At 40.7% G+C, this 24,853-nt stretch carries 18 protein-coding genes; 7 read left to right on the plus strand and 11 right to left on the minus strand.

Translation table 11 applies throughout. From position 1 onward, the window contains the following. Positions 1–26 precede the first annotated feature (26 nt). Both ESA94_RS02240 and ESA94_RS02245 read left to right on the plus strand, forming a co-directional pair. On the plus strand, positions 27–602 hold the full coding sequence (locus ESA94_RS02240) for a hypothetical protein (RefSeq protein WP_129129229.1): 576 nt from the start codon (positions 27–29) through the stop codon (positions 600–602). Positions 603–666: 64 nt separating this feature from the next. Next, positions 667–2,346, plus strand: coding sequence for a CocE/NonD family hydrolase (locus ESA94_RS02245; RefSeq protein WP_129129230.1), 1,680 nt, complete (start codon positions 667–669; stop codon positions 2,344–2,346). A gap of 9 nt (positions 2,347–2,355) precedes the next feature. Here the strand turns inward: ESA94_RS02245 and ESA94_RS02250 are convergent, their stop codons facing one another. Together ESA94_RS02250 and ESA94_RS02255 are read right to left on the minus strand one after the other, a co-directional pair. Beyond that, complete coding sequence (locus ESA94_RS02250; RefSeq protein ID WP_129129231.1) at positions 2,356–3,060, minus strand: YqjF family protein; 705 nt, start codon at positions 3,058–3,060, stop codon at positions 2,356–2,358. A 51-nt stretch (positions 3,061–3,111) separates the two neighbouring features. Then, entirely contained in the window at positions 3,112–4,398 is a 1,287-nt protein-coding gene (locus tag ESA94_RS02255) for an NAD(P)/FAD-dependent oxidoreductase (protein ID WP_129129232.1), read from the minus strand. Positions 4,399–4,518: 120 nt separating this feature from the next. Here ESA94_RS02255 and ESA94_RS02260 point away from each other — a divergent pair, with 120 nt between their 5' ends. Then, positions 4,519–6,015 carry a c-type cytochrome gene (locus tag ESA94_RS02260; protein ID WP_129129233.1) on the plus strand — a complete coding sequence of 499 codons (1,497 nt, stop codon included), beginning with the start codon at positions 4,519–4,521 and terminating at the stop codon, positions 6,013–6,015. An 8-nt stretch (positions 6,016–6,023) separates the two neighbouring features. Here ESA94_RS02260 and ESA94_RS02265 read toward each other — a convergent pair whose 3' ends face one another. Genes ESA94_RS02265 through serA form a run of 3 tightly spaced genes read right to left on the minus strand, consistent with a single transcriptional unit; the run spans position 6,024 to position 9,852 of the window. Next, a complete protein-coding gene (locus ESA94_RS02265) occupies positions 6,024–7,280 on the minus strand; it encodes a tetratricopeptide repeat protein (protein ID WP_129129234.1) in 1,257 nt (418 codons plus the stop codon). A 14-nt stretch (positions 7,281–7,294) separates the two neighbouring features. After that, positions 7,295–8,602, minus strand: coding sequence for an ATP-binding protein (locus ESA94_RS02270; RefSeq protein ID WP_205755896.1), 1,308 nt, complete (start codon positions 8,600–8,602; stop codon positions 7,295–7,297). A gap of 11 nt (positions 8,603–8,613) precedes the next feature. Then, positions 8,614–9,852: a phosphoglycerate dehydrogenase gene (gene serA, locus ESA94_RS02275; RefSeq protein ID WP_129129235.1), complete on the minus strand. Its 1,239-nt coding sequence runs from the start codon at positions 9,850–9,852 to the stop codon at positions 8,614–8,616. Between the two features lie 148 nt (positions 9,853–10,000). On the opposite strand from serA, the gene ESA94_RS02280 reads away from it, so the two are divergent. After that, positions 10,001–11,164, plus strand: a complete 1,164-nt coding sequence (locus tag ESA94_RS02280; RefSeq protein ID WP_129129236.1) for a serine hydrolase domain-containing protein — start codon at positions 10,001–10,003, stop codon at positions 11,162–11,164. A 3-nt stretch (positions 11,165–11,167) separates the two neighbouring features. On the opposite strand, the gene ESA94_RS02285 is transcribed toward ESA94_RS02280, so the two are convergent. The 6 genes from ESA94_RS02285 to ESA94_RS02310 form a co-directional block, all read right to left on the minus strand. Next, positions 11,168–12,154: a cation diffusion facilitator family transporter gene (locus ESA94_RS02285; RefSeq protein WP_129129237.1), complete on the minus strand. Its 987-nt coding sequence runs from the start codon at positions 12,152–12,154 to the stop codon at positions 11,168–11,170. Between the two features lie 83 nt (positions 12,155–12,237). Beyond that, positions 12,238–13,023 carry a DUF4397 domain-containing protein gene (locus ESA94_RS02290; RefSeq protein ID WP_129129238.1) on the minus strand — a complete coding sequence of 262 codons (786 nt, stop codon included), beginning with the start codon at positions 13,021–13,023 and terminating at the stop codon, positions 12,238–12,240. Positions 13,024–13,041: 18 nt separating this feature from the next. Further along, positions 13,042–14,685, minus strand: a complete 1,644-nt coding sequence (locus ESA94_RS02295; protein ID WP_129129239.1) for a SusD/RagB family nutrient-binding outer membrane lipoprotein — start codon at positions 14,683–14,685, stop codon at positions 13,042–13,044. 11 nt (positions 14,686–14,696) lie between these two features. Further along, a complete protein-coding gene (locus ESA94_RS02300) occupies positions 14,697–17,843 on the minus strand; it encodes a SusC/RagA family TonB-linked outer membrane protein (protein ID WP_129129240.1) in 3,147 nt (1,048 codons plus the stop codon). 39 nt (positions 17,844–17,882) lie between these two features. Beyond that, positions 17,883–18,632: a DeoR/GlpR family DNA-binding transcription regulator gene (locus tag ESA94_RS02305; protein WP_129129241.1), complete on the minus strand. Its 750-nt coding sequence runs from the start codon at positions 18,630–18,632 to the stop codon at positions 17,883–17,885. Positions 18,633–18,800: 168 nt separating this feature from the next. Then, positions 18,801–21,302 (minus strand): M14 metallopeptidase family protein, encoded by a 2,502-nt coding sequence (locus ESA94_RS02310; protein WP_129129242.1) that lies wholly within the window; start codon positions 21,300–21,302, stop codon positions 18,801–18,803. A 125-nt stretch (positions 21,303–21,427) separates the two neighbouring features. On the opposite strand from ESA94_RS02310, the gene ggt reads away from it, so the two are divergent. The 3 genes from ggt to ESA94_RS02325 all read left to right on the plus strand — a co-directional run bounded on the left by ggt (position 21,428) and on the right by ESA94_RS02325 (position 24,848). Next, a complete protein-coding gene (gene ggt, locus ESA94_RS02315) occupies positions 21,428–23,128 on the plus strand; it encodes a gamma-glutamyltransferase (protein ID WP_129129243.1) in 1,701 nt (566 codons plus the stop codon). Between the two features lie 152 nt (positions 23,129–23,280). After that, complete coding sequence (locus ESA94_RS02320) at positions 23,281–23,814, plus strand: DinB family protein (RefSeq protein WP_129129244.1); 534 nt, start codon at positions 23,281–23,283, stop codon at positions 23,812–23,814. Beyond that, positions 23,811–24,848: an aminotransferase class I/II-fold pyridoxal phosphate-dependent enzyme gene (locus ESA94_RS02325; protein WP_129129245.1), complete on the plus strand. Its 1,038-nt coding sequence runs from the start codon at positions 23,811–23,813 to the stop codon at positions 24,846–24,848. Before ESA94_RS02320 ends, ESA94_RS02325 begins: the two co-directional genes overlap by 4 nt. Positions 24,849–24,853 lie beyond the last annotated feature (5 nt).

The raw sequence follows: 24,853 nt of genomic DNA on the forward strand, positions 1-24,853 counted from the left end.
ATCTTACAACTTTAAAGTAACAACCCATGATCGACTTCAGCAACATAAAACAGTTTACCACTCCCCGTCCCGATAAACCATCGGTGTTTGGTACAGCAGCAGAGTTTGATGCTTTGCCCGAAACACATAAAGCACAGATCTGGTTTCTTGATACCACAGCAGCAAAATTTCTGAATGAGTTTATTGATCATACCTGTTTATTGTCGGATGGTGGTTGGGCACCATTTTCGTACAAGAATTATAAAATCATTGAAGAGTTTGAACATGCCGTTGATTTGCACGAAAATATTCCCTTGCTGAAAAAATGGATGTACAGCAGGAGTATACCCTTTAGCAACTATGTATTTGTGTTAACCGACAGTAACGAACAGCCTTTACTGATGACGTGGAAAATGGCGATCAAATATGCGTTCGATCTGTTCATCTCCGGTGATACGCTCATCTTTGATCCAACGATTAACTGGGCTGTTTATAACTATCACGAAGGGAAATTGTTTTTTGCCAAAGACAATATCTACGATCCTTCGGGCATGGAGCTTTATGTACAGGAGTTGAATGAGCGAAAGAAAAAATATCCGCAGTTCAGGCATCCGTATCTGTAACTGTTATTCGCATTCACAACAATACAAGCAGGTTTACGTTTCTGCTGTTACTAACAATCATCTGATGAAAAAACAAATTATTGCCTGCCTGTTCCTGTTCGTCGCTTTGTTTACGCATGCACAAACAAACACAGTGCCCGACAGTGTTTATCTCATACAGGACAGTGTACTCATACCCACAAAAAGCGGCATCAGTATTTCAGCCATTATCGTTCGAAAGAAAACAAACACAAAGCCCTTACCTGCTTTGCTTTTTTACACAACGTATTATCAAGGTGCTGGCGATGCAAATGCAGGCAAGCGTTCGGCCGACAGAGATTATGTTGGCATTGTGGCTTATGCAAGAGGTATACGAACAGATCTGAAACACTATGCACCTTATGAACATGAAGCAACCGATGTTTATGATATTATTGACTGGATCAGTAAACAATCCTGGTGTAATGGATCGGTGGGTATGTTCAGCGGAAGTTATACCGGCTTTGCACAATGGTCGACTGTAAAAAATATTCACTCGGCTTTAAAAACAATTGTACCGCAGGTGGCAGTGATGCCGGGCTATGATACACCGCTTGAAAACAATGTGGAGTTGAACCTTGGTTTGTATTGGCCAAACGATAATATATACAAACGTGAAGCCATACGCAGAAGTTTACCTTTTGAATGGTTTGAAAAAGGTACAGCATGGAAAAACATGGATAGCCTTGCAGGAAACAGGAATGCCATTTTTCAAAAGTGGTTGCAACATCCTGCATATGATCAATACTGGTCATCAATGGTACCCACTCCTGCTGAATATGCACACATCAACATACCGGTGCTAACAACAACAGGTTATTACGATGGATCGCAGATAAGTGCCTTGCAATATTTTAAACTGCATACAAAATATAACAGCAACGCCAATCATTATGTTGTTATCGGGCCTTATGATCATTGGGGAGGTCAGCGAAGACCAGCCTTGAACTTAATGGGTTATTTAATTGACAGTGTTGCCAATGTAAGCATGATGGAGCTGGCTTATGAATGGCTCGATCATATTCTGAAAAACAAACCGAAACCTGCCTTGCTCAAAAACAAGATCAATTACCAGGTAATGGGCAGCAACGAATGGAAACATGTTGCAACACTTCAGCAGATGAATAACGATACGTTGACATTTTACCTGCACAAGCGATCGCTTGTAAAACAAAAACAGGCAACAGCTGCTTACCAATTACAGACAGTAGATTTTAAAGACAGGAAAACAGAAAACAATTTCTTTGTACCACAACTGATAATGGATTCGCTTGATGCAGGTAATGGATTGATCTTTTCAACTCCTGTATTTGAAAAAGAGTTTGCTATCAATGGTTCCTTTACCGGAAACCTTTTTGCCAGCATCAACAAAAAAGATATGGATGTTTCGCTGGCATTGTATGAGCAAATGCCCGATGGAAAATATTTTTATCTCACAAGATATATTGGCAGGGCAAGCTATGCAAAGAACAATGCACAACGGCAGTTGTTGCAGCCTAACAAAAAAGAAAGCATTCCGTTTACCAATACAAGATTTGTGAGCAGGAAGATCAGTAAAGGAAGCCGGTTGGTGATTGTACTGAACGTTAATAAACATCCGTTTGAGATCATTAACTATGGATCGGGCAAACCTGTTGCGGAAGAAACAATAAAAGATGCAGGTGCTCCTTTACAAATCAAATGGCATAACAGCAGCTATATTAAAGTACCTGTGTGGGTGTATTAACAATGTTGCTTACAACATCTTTCGTTCATGCACACTTACTTCCGATCCTTCTGCTACAAAAACAGAATCGGGCTGCATGTCGTTCATGAAGGCAAAATCATCACCATATAGTTTTTCAAAATCGATGGTATAAGAAAATCCATTGACTGGGTACACATTCCAGCGAGGATGCTCCACTTTATACTCACCTGTTCGAAATGTTGATAGTGAGGTATAGCCGAGGTAATGTTCAAAAATAAATTCTTCCTTACTCCCCCGTTGAATAGGTAGCACATGTGCTGCTGTTTCCACTTTCAGGTGATGTTCCTGTTCTTTCCCCCATTCAAACTGCAGGTAACGTAAATTGGTTTGTTCAATTTTACTTTTAATGGGTGTATAGGCATAGCGTTCGCCATATACAAGTTTGGCTACCCATGCAATCATACGCTTTGGCACCAGTTCTTTAATGAACACCACGCCACGTTTTACTCCTTCCTTTGATGGATAACGCACATAAAAACGAAGATTGATCTCTTCAAAATCCTTGTGATAAGGAATAGCAATGCCTTTAAGTTTGGTATCAAGAAAATGAAACGCCACAAAACTTACATAACATTTCCCGTTATACACATCCAGTTCAACACCGTTAGGTAAATGCGGCTTCAGCACCTGTTCAGGAACTACATAATTCATCATTACAAGATTGCGCCATTCAGCCGTAAGAAATGCACCCATTCAATATTTTTTTAAAGGTTGCCAACCTTATGTTTTTCTTCTTTTACTCTTTTAACTCTTAGCTTCCTCTTTCCGATAAAACTCTTTAAAGATCAACCGCAGACTCTGATCGTAAGTAACATAGTTATACAACCAGTTAACAAACACAAAGAATCTGTTCTTTACGCCAAGAATCAGCATCAGGTGCAGACCCATCCAGATAAGCCATGCAAAGAAACCACCGAAATGCAATTTTGTCCCGATAGCTATCGGGATCGGCATATCAACCACTGCAAGGTTACGGCCAACCGTTGCCATTGCACCTTTATCGTTATACTGAAAAGCTACTGCTTTTTCACCTTTACGCAAATGCAATAGATTCTTTGCTAACAAGGTTGCCTGTTGTATGGCTACAGGTGCCACCTGCGGATGACCGTTTGGAAAAGCTTCGTTTTCCATGTACGCAATATCACCAATGGCAAACACATTGTTCATTCCCTGTACAAAGTTGAAGGCATCTACTTTTATTCGGTTGCCTCGTGCTATTAACGAAGGATCAATACCTGCAGGAATATTGCCTCTAATACCTGCAGCCCAGATAACCAACTTAGAAGGAATGATTGTACCATCTTTCAACGTAACCTGTTCTCCATTGTAATCCTGCAGCAACGCATTTGTTTTTACGGTTACACCTAACCGTTGCAGATAGTTTAAACTGTTGTTGCTGCTCCGCTCACTCATTGCCGCCAGTGTTTTGCCTGTTCCTTCGAGCAGGTAAATATTCATTTTTGAAAAATCGAGTTCGGGATAATCTTTCGGCAATACATATTTTTTCATTTCTGCAACAGCACCACTTAACTCCACACCTGTAGGACCACCACCTACCACTACAATATTCATCAGCCGTTGCAATTCTGTTGCATCATTGGCATGCAATGCATCTTCAAAATTCTGGATAAGCTTATGCCGCAGCTGTAACGCTTCTACCGTGCTCTTCATAGGAAAAGCATGCTGCTCCAGATTTTTATTGCCGAAGAAATTGGTGCTTGCGCCTGTTGCAATAACAAGATAATCGTACGCATAGCTGTCTTCATTTGTAATTACCTGTTTGGCAGCTGTGTCAATACGTTCAACTTCTGCCATACGGATGCGAACATTCTTACTGTTGTGAAAAGCTTTGCGTAAGGGGAAAGAAATATTACTTGCATCCAGTGCGGCTGTAGCAACCTGGTAAAACAGCGGTTGAAACTGGTGATAATTGAACCGGTCGATGAGTGTTATTTCAATACCTGGTTTGTTGTTGAGAAGGCGGGCCAGTCGTAAACCTCCGAAGCCCCCGCCCAGTATAACGAGTTTCATAAAGAAGATTTAATCACTCGTCAAATTTACGAAGTTTTCAGTATTTTTTGAAAATATCGGAAAAATTTAATTTTCTTTACCACACATCCTGCTTTACATTTAATCAACAATTGACCGCTTATGAAAAAGGCTCTGCTGCTCATCTCTCTATTTGTTTTGTTTTTACTTGCCTGCACAAGAGAAAATAAACCTTCATTCTTAAATACAGGAAATATCCGTACGCAGATCTTTACAATTGACCCTGCCAAGGCAAACACTTTAAAAGGTTTCCGAGGCGGCATCTTCAACATACCAGCCGGCGCATTTGAAGGAACAGCTGCCGTAACTATTGAATTAAAAGAAGTGTATGCTCCTATTGAAATATTAGCTGCAGGATTAACTACAGAATCAAACGGTGAACTATTGGAAAGCGGTGGCATGTTTTACATTAATGCAAAAAGAGATGGAATACAATTAGAATTAAAAAAAGACATTCAAGGATCAATACCTGCGGATTACATCAACGATTCAATGAAATTATTTAAAGGAGATTTGAAAGAAGATGGCAGCTTAAACTGGGTTGAACCGGAAGCATTATTACCTGCTACCGACTCTAATACACTTTGCATACAGGCTGGAGAAAGAATATTTAAGTCAAATTGCTTATCGTGCCATGATATATCAAAAAAAATAACTGGCCCTACACTAATTAACAGTGGCAAATATTACAACAGTGACGAATACTACCGACTGTTGAAGAATCCTGGGCTCTTTGCAAAAGAAAACAGACGCTTTGATTGCCAGATTTATGACTATAATGGTGTAATAATGACGGCATTCCCAGCTATTAGCAAAGACAATGTATCCTGCATGATCAAGTATTTCGAGAATGAAAAAATGAAAAGGCCTGATTTAGCCACAAAACTTGATAAACAAGATTTTGATAGAGAAGGATGCGACAGTATTACTATTGAGAAAAATAAATTCCCCTGCGGAATAGATACTTTTTATAACAATGAAGAGTTTGAAAAAATTGTAGCAAACTCATTTGCTGATATCAAAACAACTGACACAATCATAAAACCATTTCAAAGCTCTGGCATTGACACTCTGAACACAGATTTTCAGGCACCTAATGAATATAGATATGAATTTAAGATTAACTCGTTGGGTTGGTACAATATTGATATTCTTTTAAAAAAACTTGAGGGAATTACTGAAGTTACTTTGGATGCAACAACTACCTTTAAAGAAAAAGAACAGGTTGATATCAGATTACTTTTCCCGGAAAAGAGAATAGAATTGAAAAGCGAATATCATAAGGAGTCCGAAACATATACGTTTGGCATGGATGATAATACAATCCCGTTATTTATCGGAGACATTGCCATTATGTTTGCAATAGCTGAGGAAAGCGACAAAATCTATTATTCGGTTCGAGAATTCCGGATCACTAAAGAACAGCATATTGAAATGCCTTTTAAAGAAACATCTAAGGAAAAGCTTGAAGAAGCATTTAAAAAAGTCAACCTCGACAATATTATTCTTGACCGACAAACCAAAAAGCCTGTTATAGTTCGAAAAAACTGTTCCGAATCAGGAAGTTTTTCTGATTCAACTTCTTCAACCTCAAAATAAGTTTGCGATTAATTCCACCCGCCCGATGTCCAGGTATAAATAATCAATCCAACAAAATAAGCGCCTGTTACAATTCCCGCAGCAGCACCGGTAGTTGACAGCAACGAAAGTGCAACGGCTGTAATACCGGTAAGAATTAATGCAGATGTAAAAATTGCTTTAACCGAACGCAACGTCATAGTATCACCATCTTCGAACCTGCTTACAGGCATACACATGGTTGCAAGTATTACACCGGCAAGTGTAAGATTAATATCCAGATTGTTAATATAAGCAACAGAGCCAAGTGTAATACCACTCAGCAACAGGCACACAATGGCAATGGCAGTATAGCGTTCCCAGTTGTTGAGAATATATTTTCCGTCTTTATGAAAAAGCAAAATAAAATTAGCAACCGAACTGCCGATCCAGCTAAACGAAACATATAAGAGGTACAACACAATAAACGGCACCAGTATCCATCGTATACCCGGCATGGATGATGCCATACTGGTTACAAAACGAAACAGGATGTACAAGCCTATTGAAAAACCAATACGAAAGCCCTGCCCTTTTTCTGCGAGCCAGAAACCAAGTTGCAACAGAAAACGATACGGTGGAAAGTTTGCCTTCAACGCTTCTTTCAAACCTTCTTTTGCGGAATGTAAATTGGGCGACAAACGCAATGCTTCCCGAAAATGCTGTTGTGCTTCTTTATGTTTTCCTCTTTCGAGATGATTGAAGCCGATCGTAACATGTGTGAAATCGCTTTCAGGAGCATTGCTTAATGCATCCTGCATGGTTTCAACTGCTTCATCGGTGCGTTTCAGTTTGTTGAGTGCTCTTGCTCTTGCATTTAAACTGGTAACATTTTCAGGATCGAGTTCCAATCCTTCATTGGCCTTTGCTAATGCAAGTTCATACTTGCGGTCGTCGAGCAACACAAATGCATACAATCCGAAATACTCTGCATGATAAGGATATAAACTGATGGCTTTGTTCAACTCTGTTGTTGCCATTGCCAACTGATTCAAATGATAATATGCAAACCCACGCAGATAGAAATAATAAGCTTCATCGGGCTCAAGCGAAATGGCCTGTTGTATTTTATTGAGTCCTTCGCTGTATTCGCCTTTTGCATAATGACAGCGTGCATACAACGCATACACATACGCATTATCAGGATCCTGCTGTAAAGCACTTTTTAACTCCTTTACAGCATCGCTTATTCTCCCCTGTTCCAGCAACAACTCTGCCCTGCTGATGTTTACATTATTCGGCTGCATAAAAAAGTACGGTTCTAACGTTTAATCTTTAAATACTTCAGTATCTCATCGTACAAACCCGATTCGTTTGCATACAATGCATAATTGCGTGCACTGCTGAACCATTCCTGTGTAGTTGGCTTATGTACCTTTAATGCACGCAACAGATCTTTTGTGGTAATGGGCTGCAACTCGCCTGTTTCAATAGAGTGCGCCAGTTTATCTTCCACTGCAATATCAATCAAAGCTGTAAGGTCGGCGCCTGAATAACCATCGCTTTGTGCAGCAATTTTCTTTACATCAATTTCAGCAACAGGCTTTTCCTTCAACAACTGTTGCAGAATATCAACTCTTGCTTCTTCATCGGGCGGTGCAACAAAAATGATGCGGTCGAAACGACCCGGTCTTCTGAAAGCGCCATCCACACTCCATGGTGCGTTTGTTGCAGCCAAAATTAAAATGCCTTCATTATCTGCATCCACACCATCCAGCTCTGCCAAAAACTGGTTGATGACATGACGCATGGCAGATTGCTTTAAATCGGCACGGCTGCTTCCTAATGCATCCACTTCATCAAAAAACAAAACACAGGGTTTGTTTGCTCTTGCCACTTCAAATACCTGGTGCAGATTTTTTTCGCTGTTACCGATCCACATATCCAGAATATCGTGCAAACCGATGCTGATGAATTTTGCATCAATTTCACCGGCAGTTGCTTTTGCAATAAATGTTTTACCACAACCGGGAGGGCCATATAGCAAAATACCGCCACCGGCTTTTTTGCCAAATGCTTTATACAGATCGGGATTTTTTAATGGCTGAATGATCTTTAAGGAGATTTCATTTTTTACATTCTTCATACCACCAACATCGCTGAACTTGGTTGTTGGTTTTTCGAGAAAATAATCCGAGTCATCAAATGGAAATTCATCATCCATTTCTGTTGATGTACCCAAACGAAGTACTTTGTCAATTTCCTCATCAGCAAACTGCGGATGATGTACAAGCAATTGCCTGTACAATTCCATTGCCTGCTCAATAGAATGTTCCTTAATTAAACTGCGGATAAAAAAAGCAGCCGACTGAACGGGTAACTGTTCAAACTCGAGCTGCTCGTACGTTATAATTGCTGCAGAATATTTACCTAAATAATAAAAGCATTCTGCCAATTGTTGTTGTGCGGTTGTATGTCCGTAACTGCGTTTCAGCACTTCGCTCAGCTGCTCAACAGCTTCGGCATACATTTTTTCATTCATCATCAGGTGCGCCACCTGTAAACGCAAAGGTACATTGTCGGGCGACAGATTTAATGCGTCTACAAGGTTCTGAATCATTTCTTTCATAGGCTGCGAATTTAGTAAACCATTCGCACCTTGATCGTTTCTTTTACTTCTTTTAGCAATTCAACAGCTTTTTTCGAAAGTTTGCTATCCACATCCAGCACCACATAACCGATCTGGTCGTTGGTTTTCAGGTATTGTCCAAGGATGTTGATATTGTGTTTACTCAACTGGGTATTGATCTGGCTCAATACTCCCGGCACGTTTTTATGAATATGGAGGATGCGGTGTGTACCTTCCTGTACCGGTAATGCCAGTTCGGGTACGGTATGCGATCCAATGGTTGTACCCCCTTCTAAATACTGCACCAGTTTGTTACTTACATCTTCACCAATATTTTCCTGTGCTTCTTCGGTACTGCCGCCGATGTGCGGTGTAAGAATAACATTTGGAAGATCCTGCAACGGTGTCTGGAAACGATCGCCGTTTTTCTCAGGCTCCCAGGGAAATACATCCACTGCAGCGCCTGCAAGATGTTTATCAACCAATGCCTGGCGCAATGCATCAAGATCAACAACCTCTCCTCTTGCATAGTTTAACAGGATGGCACCTTTTTTAAACTGTTTCAGCAAAGTTTTATTAATGAGATTTTTTGTTTGATTGGTTTCCGGCACATGCAACGAAACAACATCTGCCTTGTTCAATACATCTTTCAGGTTTTTGTATTGTACTGCATTACCCAACGGAAGTTTGGTTACAACATCGTAGTAGATCACTTTCATACCCAATGCTTCGGCCAATACACTTACCTGGCTGCCGATATTACCGTAGCCGATAATGCCTAAAGTTTTTCCACGTAATTCGTAGCTGCCTTTTGCATCTTTGTTCCAGATGCCTTCGTGTGCAGCCTTATTTTTATCAATAATTTTTCTGATGAGTACAATGCTTAAACCAATCACCAGTTCCGCCACACTACGTGTATTGCTGTAAGGGGCATTCATTACCACTACACCTTTGGATGTAGCCGATTTCAGATCTACCTGGTTTACACCAATACAAAAACAACCGATGGCCTGCAATTTCGTTGCAGCATCAAGTACCTTTTTTGTTATTTGTGTTTTCGATCGGATACCCAGTAAATGAACATCTTTAATTTCTTTGATGAGTTCTTCTTCGCTTAGCGCCCCACCTAATTTGCGCACGCTTGCATACCCAGAGCTTTTAATGTTTTGTACAGCTGTTTCACTAATGTTTTCCAATAAAAGAATATTAATCTTGTCTTTAGGATAACTGGTGGTCTTTTTTTCTGCCATAACTGTAAGTATGATTTGCTTATTTTGCAGCGCAAAGATAGTCTACCGGAGCCCAATAGAATGTTAGTTTTTAAACTTTCCATTGAAGCAACTTCTTCGGCACTATTTTTAGTAATAATCACTCAACCACCGATTTGAAATAAAAAGCATGACATTGTTCAAAAAACGAACGTTCTTTTCTATAGCGTTGATCTCTTTTCTTGCAGCATGTAACAGCTCTGCACACAAAAAAACACAACAGGAAAATTTAGGCTACACGCCAACCCCTGTTGCACCGTTGCCCGAAGCTCAGTTAAAAGAGTATCAACGAAAAATCAATAACTTTTACGATTCGTCACTTGGCCGTACAGGTTTTAACGGATCCATACTTGTTGCAAAAAACGGTTATGTGCTGTTTGAAAAATACAATGGATTTGTTCGTTTACAGAACAAAGATTCAATTACAGCTTCCACTCCTTTTCATATAGCATCTACCAGCAAAACATTTACAGCAATGGCTGTATTAAAGCTTGCAGAAGAAGGTAAACTCAACATCAACGATTCGTTACAGAAATTCTTCCCCGGTTTTCCTTACAATGGTATTACTGTAAAAATGCTGTTGAACCAACGCAGCGGTTTACCCAATTATGGTTACTATCTTGAAAAAATAAATTGGGATAAAAAACAAAACGTAACCAACAAAGATGTGTTGCAAACACTCATCAGCAACAAGCCCGATTTAGCCAATGCCATCAACCGCAGGTTCAATTATTCCAACACCAATTTTGCGTTACTGGCATTGATTATTGAAGCAGCTTCAGGAAAATCGTATGCAGATTATTTGCAAACAACTTTTTTTACGCCTTTGCAAATGACCAATACAAAAGTGTACAATCATGCAGATTCTGCAACCGTAACACCATCGTATATGTGGAATGGTGTGCAGGAAGCATTTACTTTTCTCGATCTTGTTTATGGCGATAAAAATATTTACAGCACAGTGAGAGATCTTTTGAAATGGGACCAGGCATTGTACACAAACAGACTTTTCAAACAGTCTACACTCGACTCTGCTTTTCAACCCTACAGTTTCGAACGCCCCGGTATACACAATTATGGTTTTGGCTGGCGTATGTATACTTTGCCGCACGATAAAAAAATTGTTTATCATAACGGATGGTGGCACGGTAACAACTCAACCTTCTATCGTGTATTGCCCGATTCGTTAACCATCATTATTCTCGGCAATAAGTTTAACAGGAATATTTATCGTGTAAAACCATTGATCGAATCGTTGACCGATCTGCGTTTTTCGTACGAGCCGGAAGAATAGATCTCATTCAGCAAAAGCATGCTTTTTGTTGGGCAACAAATTTTCTTTACTCCATTCTATCTGTTGCTGAAAAGGAAATTTTCGAACAGGGCATTCACTTAACAGGCAATGTCTGCAACTTGAGCTGATGCAGGGATCGGTATGAATAAAAAATTCGATGCTGCCCTTTTGAAAATTTTTATTCAGTACAGTGTCAAGCTTGGTTAATTCATCATGCACTTGTTCTAACGAATAATAATAAGGCATGGTTACATGGCAATCCACATGATAATAATTGCCGAAACGCTGCACACGCATGTTATGCACATCGATCCATGCTGCTTTTCTATTGAGCTTCAGAATTTCAACCAACTCATCTACCACTTTCATATCCACTTCATCCATCAAACCTTTAACCGATTTACGCATTAACCGAAAGCCCGTGTAAATAATTACCGCTGCAGCAAATACCGATGCTACAGGATCGATCCAGCTATAACCGGTTAACAGAATCAATACAACTGCAACCAGTACACCAATGCTGGAATAACTATCGCTGAGAATATGTTTACCGTTACCGGTTAATGTTAAACTGTTTCGGTTTTTACCCGTTTGTACAAGAAAATATCCAAGAATAAAATTTGCAGCTCCACCTGCTACCGTTAACCACAAACCGGTTGTTAATCCTTTTAAACTTTGCGGATGAATAAAACCCTGCACAGCCTGTACAAGAATGCCGATACCTGCAATAAGGATCATTGCACCTTCGAAACCGATGGAAAAAAATTCGATCTTACCATGCCCGTACGGATGCTCAGTATCTCTTGGTTTGTTTGAAAGATAAATGCTGTACCATGCAAACGCAGCAGCAGCTACATTAATGATCGACTCCAAAGCATCACTCAATATTACCAACGAACCTGTAATTGCCCACGCAACAAACTTTACAGCACAAATAAAAATGCTGACGATAAAGGAAAGACGGATGTAGAAGAGATCGGTTCGTTTCAACAGTTGTTATTTAAGACTCCGCAAAACAACACATTTTATTGCATAAAAAAAGGGCGTGTTTTACAACACACCCTCCTGCTTTTTTACTGATTGTAAATAAGGCTGACCAACCGTCTTCTTGGTTCAGCCGTTGAAGTTGATGTGATTGCGTTATAACCTCTGGCTATTACGGTATACACACGCTGATTAGATATTGACGCTGTAGTACCTGCATATGTTACCAGGTTAGTGGTACCGCCTGCCACACGAATAGCCCAAGTGGTTGATGCATTATTTGTAGGCAATACAAACGAAGGGCTTACACCTTTGTAAGGAATAGCTGAAGCCACCTTTACTGTACCAATGTACAAATCCAAACCTGCAGCTACATCGGGCATCATGTTTACAAACTTGTACTTCGCATAACCCGAATCGGGAGCTATCAACGAATCTTCTACCAGCAAACTTGTAGTAGCTGCACTTGTATCGGCAAAATAGAGCGAATACTTTTTACCGGCAGTAACAGTGTGTTGCACATTTGCCAGCTGCAACGAATCTACATTGGTGCCAAACTTAGGTATAGCAACGGCAAAACTGTTTTGTCCTGCAGCAACACGCAGGTAATCGGCCGTACTTCCTCCCCCGGTATTTAAACCGCCGCCGGGAAATGGAGTAAATGTTGTAAGCGTACTGCTTACAAGCTGATCGTTTATTTTAATATAGATACGGGGATTTGACCGGTAAAAAGAAGCAAACATCACTTTTACCTGCGCCTCGTTTGAAGTAAGTTTATTTACCTCTGTCGTTTTCAGTTCGTTTTTTTCGCAGGCTGTAAACAAAGTAACAACAGCTGCAAAAAAACATATGAGTTGAAAAAATCTGTTTCGCATATGTAATAGTTTAAAAAATTAAGGTAAGCTGAACCACATTTCTTTTGTATGATAATCTACTGCTGTTCCACCAATACGGATCAACTCATCAAGGTTCCATACATACTCCGAATTGTAACGTGGCCGAATGCGTGTTGCCAGTTTACCATTGTTTGTTGCAGGTATTGCAGCAGGAGTAATGAATCCTTTATAAACAACTGTGCCTGTAACAGGATCAAGATCGGTATAGTGGTAACGACGCATATCAACCCATGTTTCGGTAAAGCCCCAGCCCCAAAGTGCAATGTATTTCTGCAACATAATATCGGTAAGCGTTAATGCAGCGGCACTCTGTTTTACGTTTGCACTTACGAGGTAAGCGTTACGTTGTGCGGTAGAAATTGTTACCGTATTATAAATCGGCACATTGCTTCTTGGATAAACTGCTCGGTTAATAAAATCGAAGTGGCCATTAATACCATTCAGGTAAGCCTGGTAAGCCGTTGCATCAGGACCTCCTGCTTTTTTATAGGCAGCTTCTGCTTTCATAAACTGCAATTCGCTGTAAGTCATAACTGGCGATACGGCTTTATCACGGAACAGATATTTACCACGTGATGGGTCGAAACGGCTTGCACTTGGATTGGCATAGATCGAATCGCCAAATGGTGCAGCAACACGTTTGGGGGACGTACTTCCATTTGGATCAGCTAATCCCGGTTCAAGACCGTAGTACCCTCCATTCCCATTTGTTGTATCGTTCGAAGCGCAAAGCATATGGCGCAAACGGGGATCTCTGTTTATGCCTAACGTAGTGCCGGTAAAAGTTGTACCATCGAGCAACTGTACAATCATTTTTGTTTGACGGAAAGAACTAAGGTTATCACGATAAGTACCAAAGAAATTAGAATCATCGTTTTTGGTTGCATCAAAAGGAACAACAAAATCTTCCTGTGTGTTGGCAAATGAGCGATCTACATAATAAATCACCGAATCGGCCAGGTAGGAAGATTTATTGGTCATGCGATGAAAGTTTTTTGCCAATAGGCCATTCACAAACTTGATCCATTTTGCATTGCTTCCATCGTAAATATAATCGCCTCTTACCAATAAGGAATTTGAAGGGCTGAGATCGGTACGTTGCAGATAGTTCAACGCCAACTTACATAACGAGTCGATGCCTTTGTAAACAACCTGCTGATCGTCGTACTTAAACATCGATGTATTTTCCTTAAAAGCTTCAGTGTAAATAATTTCACCATATTCATCGGTACACATCTGGAACATCATTGCCTTTAATGCATACGCAGCACCAACATAATCCCACTGACCTTTACGTTTACCATTGTCGATAATGTAATTAAGGTTTGCACCCAAACCATAGTAACACTGGCGCCAGATATCGCCACCAATGTCGGATGGGTTGGGATAGTTTTGATGTCCGTGAAGATCCCATGCATTAGCTGCAGCGTTCTGTGCAAAGTTTTGGATGTACTTTGAAACATAACGTGCATCGTATTGCGTACCTCTTGGTATTGCAGCCAGCATTGCAGGAAATACCGATGACACATCGGGCTGCTGCGGTGTATCCGGATCGGAGTTGATGTCGAGATATTTCTTACAGCTTGTTGCATTGATCAACACAGCCGAAAGAAGCAGTATATGAAGAAGTTTCTTTTTCATGTTCAGAAAATTTAAAATTTAATAGCACAACCAAAGTTGAAACCACGTGGAATACTTAATGCACCGTAATCAATACCTGCACCGCCGAAACCACGGTTTGAAGCAGTGTTTGCATTTACAGCAGGATCAGCACCGCTGTAATTGGTGATCATTAATAAATCTGTACCTGTAAAATAGATAGATGCAGACTTAATAAATTTTGCACCTGATAGTATTCTTGCAGGAACAGTATAACGAAGCGTTACATCACGCAAACGAGCCCAGTTTACAGTCTCAACAAAATCTTCTTCTGTTGCAGCTGTTGTGCTTGAGTAAAACGATGAGTTGTACATAGGTGTAACTGCAATGGTATTTTTGGTTGGATTAGCTGTATTTTCCAAGCCATCCTGCAATACGCCTTCAATTACACGTGGCATTTCACGATCGAGTGTTTTAACGCTGTAACCTGTTAAATACAGGAAGTATTCAGTAGCATTAAACACATCGCCGCCTTTTCTGAAATCGATATTAAATGATAAATCGAACTGCTTGTAACGAAGATTGTTTACCCAGCCTAATTTAAATTGTGGCTGACGATCTCCAACAGTTTTAAAATCATTATCACGAACAGGTAATCCTGATGTTGGACTGATTAACACCTGGCCTGCATTGTTGCGGGCAACAGTGTTCGCAGCCATATTACCAATTTTCGCCCCGGGGAAATATTGTGAGCGAAGGTTACCGAATACCCAGGTATCAGAATCGTAGTACGTTGGTAAACCTGCAGGCATTGATTTTACTGTGCCTACGTTACGATCGAAATTGAAAATTGTTTCCCAACGGAAATCCTTTGTTTCAACAGGCGTACCTGCAAGTTGTACTTCAATACCCTTGTTTTCTACTTCACCACCGTTAAACCACTTAATTACAAAGCCGGTACCGTATGATGCACGTGCTGCAAGTATCTGGTTTTTGCTCAACAAATGATAGCGGGCAACATCCAAACGTATACGGCCTTTAAACATCGATAATTCTGCACCATACTCCAGGTTGTTTGAACGTTCAGGAATCAGATCGAAGTTATTACCCGTAACATCGTATGCAAAACCACCTCCTGTTGTAATCTGGCTTGTAAAACGATAGTCGATAATGTAAGGAAGAGAAGGGCTCTTACCTGTTGTTGCATAAGAGATGCGGCCTTTGGCAAGGTTCAACCAGGGCAATGCTTCTTTTACACCTTTAATATCAGAGAATACAAAACTAAGAGAAGATGAGCCATAGTTAAAGAACGGATCTTTATCAACTACACTCGACATAAAAGTTGAAGAACCTTCACGGCTGCCTGCCAACGACAAGTAAGCAAACTTATAACCTAAGATATAGTTACCAAAGAAACGCACCTTACGGATGTTGCTGATAGCTGTACGGGCATCACGTGAAAGCGGATCGGTATTGTTTATGCCAAGAAAATCACGTTCGTAAAAACGTTCGCCTTTTTGCGATTCAACTTTCGTGTAGTTATTCTCCATATAAAAGCCTGCAGTAAACGAGTTACTGAAATCGCCGAACTTTTTCGTTGCAGTAGCTTTAAGCGTATTACTGAAGTTGCGTGTAGTTTGTTGATACAACGAATAAAAACCATTACCTGCTAAACCAAAACGTGAAAGCGGATGAACAGCCAGTGTACCATATTGTGTATAATAGTCAATACCTGTAACTGCACCAAGATTTAACCAGCTTGTTACATCGTACGAAAGATTAAGATTACCGGTTAAACGATCTACTTTATCCATGCCGGGGTTTTTGTACACATCCCACATAGGGTTATCGTACTCCAGATTAAGATTGGTGATATTTCTTAAAGGAATTTTTGTTCCGTCAGGTTTTTGATAATTACGTACATCAACCGTAACAGGCCATGTAAGTAAGGTGAGCAAATAACCTCCTGCACCTTTGCTTGCTTTTGTTGTGGTGCTGCTAACATAGTTCATACTGGTGGTTAAGCGGAGCTTATTACCAATTTTAGTTGAACCCATTAAACGTGCTGAGAATTTTTCAAATCCTGTATTTGGTACCACACCAGCCTGATCGGTATAGTTAGCAGAGAAACGATACGTTGCAATATCGCTGCCACCTTCTACATTAATATTGTGCTGTTGTGTAAACCCGTTACGGAAAAAGTTTTCAGCATTATTAAACGTTGATGTACCTGTTGGCAGTTTAGGACCATAAGCTGCAGGAATACCGGCACCTGTTGATGTACCTAATACTGAAAACGGATTCGTTGTATAGTTTGGATCATAGATACCGTTGTTACCCAAACCATACACCTGTTGTACTTCGGGAAAACGATATACATTCTCCACACGAAAAGAGTTATCGTATGAAATTGAAGCTTTCCCCGATTTACCCTTCTTTGTAGTAATTACAATGGCGCCTGATGCACCGTCTGCACCATACAATGCAGTTGCTTCAGGACCCTTTAAGATGGTTACATTTTCAATATCATCGGGGTTAATATCCATTGCACGGTTACCATAATCGGAGTTACGGTTTGCAAACGAAACAGAACCGCCAACAAGATTTTCCTGGTTAAGCGTTTGGTTATCGTATGGTACACCATCCACCACAAATAAAGGCTGGTTATTGCCACCAATTGAAGTGGCACCACGTAATACAATTTGCGATGATGCACCCGGCACACCTGATGATGGAGTAATAGTTGCGCCTGCTACACGACCAGCAAGAGAGTTTACAAAGTTTTCACGACGTGTTCCGGCAATTTCATCACCATCAACAACCTGTGTAGAATAACCGAGTGATTTCTTTTCACGACGGATGCCGTAAGCAGTTACAACTACTTCTCCCAAACTGCTTTTAGAAGTACGAAGCGTAACAGTAATAGTGGTACTGGTTCCTAAACGAACAGATTGTTGTTCGTAACCAATATAACTCACTACTAATGTTGCACCGCTTGCAGCACTTATTGTAAATACACCGGAAGCATTTGTTGTTACAGATCGGTTTGTACCTCTAACCGAAACAGTAGCTCCGGGCAATGGTGTGTTTTCTTCGGATAGAACTGTACCTGTTATTGTTTTATCCTGCCCAAAAACCAATAAGGGCAACCAGAAAAACAGCAACAACAGTTTGTCTTTGCATTTCAACAGTTTTCTCATGATCCAGTTTTATTTTGGTTGTTTAAGAATACATATGAATTATAAAACGATTACACCTGCTTTGTGGTAATCGTTTAATCGTTTATCATCGGGCGGTAATTCTGTAATAAGATGTGTGATCTTTTCCAAACCACATATCCGTAAAGGTTGCGAACTGTTCAGCTTTTCGGAAATACTCAAACACACAACTTTCTTCGATGCTTCAATCATTTCACGTTTAAGGTTTGCAACTTCCCAATCGTTTTCGGTTACACCGCTTTTGCTGTCAATTGCATTAATCCCCAAAAAACAGATATCGGCATTTAACTGCCGTATTTTACTAATGGCTTCCGAGCCGCATGTAATTTTTGAATCCTTCAGAATTTTATCACCGATCATTACCACATCTATCGAAGGATGTTTGAGGTATTCGTTTACTGCAGGAATACTTCCTGTAATAAATGTTGCTCGTAATTGTGGAGGTAACACTTTGGCCATTTCCACAATAGTTGTACCCCCGCCGGTTAAAACAAACATTCCATTCTCCACTAAGGAAACAGCTTTCTCGGCAATAATGCGTTTCTTTTCCGGTGAGTATAAATGATCGGTTGAAAACTGGACTTCGCTAAAGGAAAGCGATAAGGCACCACCATGCACTTTAATCAACTTCTCTGCCGCTGAAAGTTCCTGCAGATCCCTGCGGATCGTATCTTCCGACACTTCCATTATCTGGCATAAATCGTTCGACAAAACCTTGTTGTGCAGGTTTAGCTGATGCATAATAAACGCATGTCGTTCTTTCTTAAGCAATTTCTTTGGTTTGAACTCCAATATAGTAAATAGCTGCAAAAAACCGCACAAACTCTCAACAACTTGCAGGAAATGTGGAAAACTAGTAGCTATTAGTTTACGGTCCGGGCAAGAAAAAACCCTGAAAGGAATTCCTTTCAGGGTTTGCTTTAATTCGTTTACTACCGCCTAGAAGAACACCGCATTACACAACATCAGCTTTCCGTTTTCCCAGAAATTACGGAACATGATATTATCGGTTAAATACACTACCGAACCACGACCAATGTTTTGTGCGCCAAACAACAATCCATCTTTCAAACGGTTTTGCAGTTTATTACCAACAAAACCTGCAAGCTGTCCTTCTTTCTTTACTACGCCAACATTCCATCCGTTTCCGTTCATGAAATCGTAAATATTATCATCCATTTTTAATGTGAAATAAAAATCCGGGTAACCAAATGCCAATGGATGCGTATTATCGAGTTGAACTTTGTAAATAGAACCGGGTGTCATTGTGCTTACAAAATCACGTTCACGGTTTTCGTAAGTGGTTAACGCCTTGTAGGGATCTTTGGTTGATGCATCTTCTGTTTTCTTTGATTTCAATCCCCAATCTAAACGTGCAAATGCTGCAACTGCTGCTTCAAGCGCAATTACTTTACCGCCTTTGCTCACCCACTCTTTTAACTGATCGGTTGATGTTTTATCGCCCATAAAACGATAGTTCCCATCGGGCATAATAATTACATCTGTTTCGGCCCAGTTAATTCTGCTGAAGTCGTTTGCATATACCAGCGAAACAGGATACTCCAATTGCTTATCAAAGAAATGCCAGATTTCACCGGCACCTAAGCTGCTTACACCTTCGCCTGTGAGCAATACAACTTTCTTGAGTTTGAAAGGTGTAACAAGATCACTTCCAAAATCGCCGCCATTGTCTACAAAACCAGTTGTTACCGGATAGAGTTTTACATTATTTGCATTGGCGGCATCAACCACATGTTTCCACAATTGTGTACCCAGCGATTGGTTACTTGTTTTCATTACAATAATGGAACCTCTGTCAAACTTCTGTCCGTTTACTTCAAACGGCACTTCGCTGTAACGCAGAGTGATTCCTTTTTGCAATAATTGGCCTGCAGTTTTTGCACTTTGCACGCCTTCCCACTTAATTACATAAGCATACACATCAGCAGCAGCATTTACAACAGCTGCCGGTTTTTGATATGCAGATGGATTAATGCGGTCTTTCGAAGCAAAAGCCTGTAACCCGTATGCATATGGAAGACTCCATGCTGTAATATCGTAGGTTGCAGAATCGCTCAGTTTCGATTTAGGTTCAAGCAAGGCTTGCACCATTGCCGAACGTGGCTGAAATGCACTTACCACCACATCGCCATTGGCAACTGCAAAATTTTCTTCTTTAGCTGTAAAATAATTGTAGCCTTTGCCTGTTGCTGTTGCAGTACCATATTCGATACCATTCTTTTCGAGTAATTGTAAAAATGCCTGCAAACGATCTGCATCTTTTGTGCTGCTTTTAATGATGTATGTTTTATACTCACCAAAACCACCACTTATTCCTTTATTAAAAAACTTACGGTATTCAGCAATAAGTTTTGATGCATTTACAGATGCAACTTCAATCGTACTCATGCCAGTAGTGAAATGATGGATAGCACGATCGTACAGGGTAAGCGTATCGCCTTCTTCGGTTAATGCAGTTGCACCACCAGCAGGACCGCCACCTTGCTCATACGTCATACCAATTGCTCCGTTGTAAGTTGGATAAGTATCGCCGTAAGAAGGATAAAACAGATCGAAACGAAGTTTGGTAAAATACAACCAGCCATTTGCGTCGAAATATTTTGCATGGTTCTTACCAATTGTTGTTTGAAAATCACGCTGCCACTGTGTAATTATTTCATGAAAAGGTTCTGCGGCCGGTGCAAAATAATACGGCTCGTTAATGCCCTGCTCATGATAATCAACATGTATCTGCGGCATCCATTGGTTATAAAGTTTTAAGCGTTGCTGACTTTCTACCTGTGTTTGCCAGGCCCAGTCACGATTAAGATCGAAGTTATAATGATTACTTCTGCCGCCCGGCCAGGGATCACGGTGCTCACGTGTATCCATGCGAGGTGTAGCTTTTACACCTACAACCGAATTAAACCAGTTTACATAACGGTCACGGCCATCCGGATTAATACAGGGGTCCATTACCACCACTGTATTCTTCAACCACTCTTTTGTTTTTGTATTGGCAGGATCAACCAATGCCCACACCGTCATTAAAGCAGCTTCACTGCTCGATGTTTCGTTGCCATGCACATTGTAACTGAGCCAGACAATGGGTGCTGCATTTTCGTTGGGTGCAGCTTTATCTCTGCTGAGGTTTGCCAAACGCAGGTTGTTTGTACGAATGGCTTCAAGATTGCTCATGTTTTCTTCTGATGAAATAAACGCAACCATCAGTGGACGACCTTCGTTTGTTTGTCCGTACTGTTGCAGCTTAACTGTTTTAGGTGCGTTAGCTGCTACATGTTGAAAGTAGCTGACAATTTTCCAATGTGGCGTATAACGTGTTCCTATTTTATAGCCAAGAAACTGTTCGGGACTTTGTAATTGAGCCCAAGACTGCCCTGCAAAAGCAGCTAAAAGAACCAGTAATAGAAATTTTCTCATAACTTAAAAATATGTTGCAAATGTAAGGATGCGGTTTAGTGGCAGCTTGCCACTTATCACAACTTTATAATAATCAAGATATGTTGCTTTCGTCCGAAAAAATTAAATTCGGCAAAAAATAGTACATGAGAAAAATCGCTGCATTGCTGCTGTTATTGGTATTTATTAATGCAGAAGCCCAGTATAATCCTTACCGGTACAGTATTAGCAAAAAAGCAGAAGTTAAAAACGGAGCAGTTGTAAGCGCACATCCGCTTGCAAGCAAAGTGGGTGTTGCTATTTTAAAAAAAGGAGGCAATGCGTTTGATGCAACGATTGCAACGCAATTGGCATTAGCCGTTGTGTATCCCGGTGCAGGAAATATTGGCGGCGGTGGTTTTCTTGTAGCTGTTACTGCAAAAAACGAACAGATCGCTTTAGACTATCGGGAAAAAGCACCTGCGGCTGCAAGTCGTGATATGTATTTAGATAAAGATGGTAACGCACAAACAAATCTGAGTCAGAATGGACATTTAGCATCGGGTGTACCCGGTACTGTTGCCGGTTTATTCTCCACACACAAATACGCAAAGCTTCCATTTACACAATTGATACAACCTGCAATTGATCTGGCCGAAAAAGGTTTTGCAATTACAGAGGCTGAAGCAAACAATTTAAATAACAGCATGGGCGATTTCGTACGTTACAACACAAAGTCCAACGCCCTTATTAAATATGGTGGATGGAAAGCCGGTGACACCTTGATACAAAAAGAGCTTGCAGCTACATTAAAACGTATTCGTGATTTTGGACAGAAAGGTTTTTACGAAGGCGAAACAGCTAAATTAATTGTGGCCGAAATGAAACGAGGTGGCGGTTTAATTACATTAGCCGATCTGAAAAACTACCAGACTGCAAAGCGTGAAGCAATGGTATCGCAATACAAAGGCTATACAATTGTTGGTATGCCCTTGGTAAGCAGTGGCGGCATTCTTATTCAGCAAATGATGGGCATGGTCGAAAACAGGAATATTGCACAATATGGTTTTCATTCGCCAGAGGCTGTGCAATTGATGATTGAAATTGAACGCAGAGCATTTGCCGATCGTGCAGAATTTCTTGGCGACAGAGACTTTGTAAAAGTGCCTGTTAAAAAACTTACTTCTCCCGAATACTTACGGCAACGCATGGCCGATTACGATGCAACAAAACCGGGCAGCAGTAAAACAACCACACATGGCAACATCAGCCCCGAGAGCGAAGAAACAACACATCTGAGTGTATGCGATCAGTTTGGCAATGCTGTTTCGGTAACCACTACATTAAACGGCAACTACGGAAGCCGCACTGTTGTTGCCGGCGCAGGTTTTTTATTGAACAATGAAATGGATGATTTCAGCATTAAACCCGGCGTACCAAACATGTATGGCGCATTGGGTACAGAAGCCAATGCCATTGCCGCCAACAAGCGCATGCTCAGTTCCATGACGCCAACTATTGTATTGAAAGATGGCAAACCTTATTTGGTACTTGGTTCACCCGGTGGCACTACTATTCCTACACAAGTATACCAGGTGTTAATAAATACACTGGAGTTTAATTTAAGTCTGGAAGATGCAGTATGGAAACCTCGCTTCCACCATCAATGGTTGCCCGATGTGGTTTATGTGGAACGAAATTTTCCTGCAGATACTCGTGATAAATTAAAAGCAATGGGTTATGAAATTGTAGTGCGTGGAAACATCGGCCGCTTTGAAGCAATAAAGATTACAAGAAATGCATCCTCCGTATTAACAATTGAAGCTGTTGCCGATAACCGTGGCGATGACCATGCAGAAGGATACTAGCAAGTACGAAGTATAAAGTTGGAAATACAAATTGAAGGCACAAGGAAAAAGAAGAAAATTCCAAAATCCAAAAACCAACCATAACAAGAAACAAGCAACAAGGCACAAGAATCAGCGTGCAAACATTCATCATTGACTATTCACCATTCACTATGACATTCGCAGAAACTTTTTTAAACTCTTATATAAAACGGGCGCTTGGCTATAAAGAGTTAGCCGATAAAACATTTGCACAATTAAGCGATGCCGATTTTCATTATCAGCCAAATGAAGCAAGCAACAGCATTGCAGTAACCATGCAGCATTTGGCGGGCAACATGCTTAGCCGTTTTACAAACTTTCTTACAGAAGATGGCGAAAAAGAATGGCGTAAGCGTGATGAGGAATTTGAAGATCAGCAATGGAGTAAAGACGCATTGTTGAAAAGATGGAACGAAGGCTGGGACTGTTACCTCAATGCAGTTAAGCAATTAACAGCAGATGATCTGTTGAAAACAATTACCATCCGCAGCGAAGGTTTAACTGTTATTGATGCATTGAACAGGCAACTGGCCCATTATCCTTATCATGTTGGCCAGATCGTTTATGTAGGCAGAATGATAAAAAACAACGAATGGCAAAGCTTATCTATCCCCAAAGGACAGTCGCAGCAGTTTAACGATCAAATGCAGCACAAACATTCATGATCACTTTACAAAATATTCCCGGCCGAACAACAATCATCAATAATGAGGAATTCCAGTTCTTCTCCGGTTATTCGTATCTCGGCCTGGGTATGTTACCGGCGTTTACCGATCTTGTGAAAAAAGGAATTGATCTTTACGGCGTTGTTTATCCATCATCCCGTATTTCCAACACACAGCTCGCTCTGTATGCAGCTATGGAAAAACAATTAGCCGCATTTACACAAACAGAAGATGCAGCCTGTTTATCGTCAGGTTTTCTTTCGGCACGTACAGCGGTAGAAGTAGTGAGCGAAGAAATGATGGTTTATGCATTGCAACATACGCATCCGTCATCGACTGCATTGGCAGGCATACAACAAATTCCTGCTGCACAAAGCTGGGAGGAGTTCTTACGGCTACGGGCAGCCGCAAACGAGTTTCGGTTTGCTGTTGCAGCCGACAGCATCCATGCTACTCCCGGGCACATCAACGATTTTTCCTTTTTTAAAAATACGCCTGCAAATTTCAGCATTACACTCATCATCGACGATTCGCATGGCATTGGCTGGTTAGGTAAAGAAGGCCGGGGCATTGTTTCGTTGCTGCAATTGCCGGACAATATTGAGTTGCTGCTGAACTTCTCCTTATCTAAAGCTTTTCATATGAACGGTGGCGCAGTTTGCGGCTCACGTAAATGGATAAACGCTGTTCGCAAACATGTAAATTATGCAACAAGTACACCGTTTATGCCATCGCTGGCATATGCGTTTACACAAGCCGGCGATCTGTTTCAACAGCAACGGGTTAAGCTGCAGCAAAACATCGAATATTTGCAAAAACTAACTGCAAGCCATACATTTGTGGCCAATGAAGGAACGCCTGTATTTGTTGTAGCAAAAAAAGGTATTGCACAACATCTATTGCAAAATAACATGATCATTTCATCCTTCGGTTATCCTCATCCTGAAGACGACCCTGTAAACAGGGTTGTTGTGAATGCCCTCCATACCAATTCCGATTTAGAAAAACTGGTTCGCTTATTGGAAGCGTTTTAAACTTC

This window comes from Lacibacter luteus (assembly GCF_004118265.1).
Taxonomy (GTDB): Bacteria; Bacteroidota; Bacteroidia; order Chitinophagales; family Chitinophagaceae; genus Lacibacter; species Lacibacter luteus.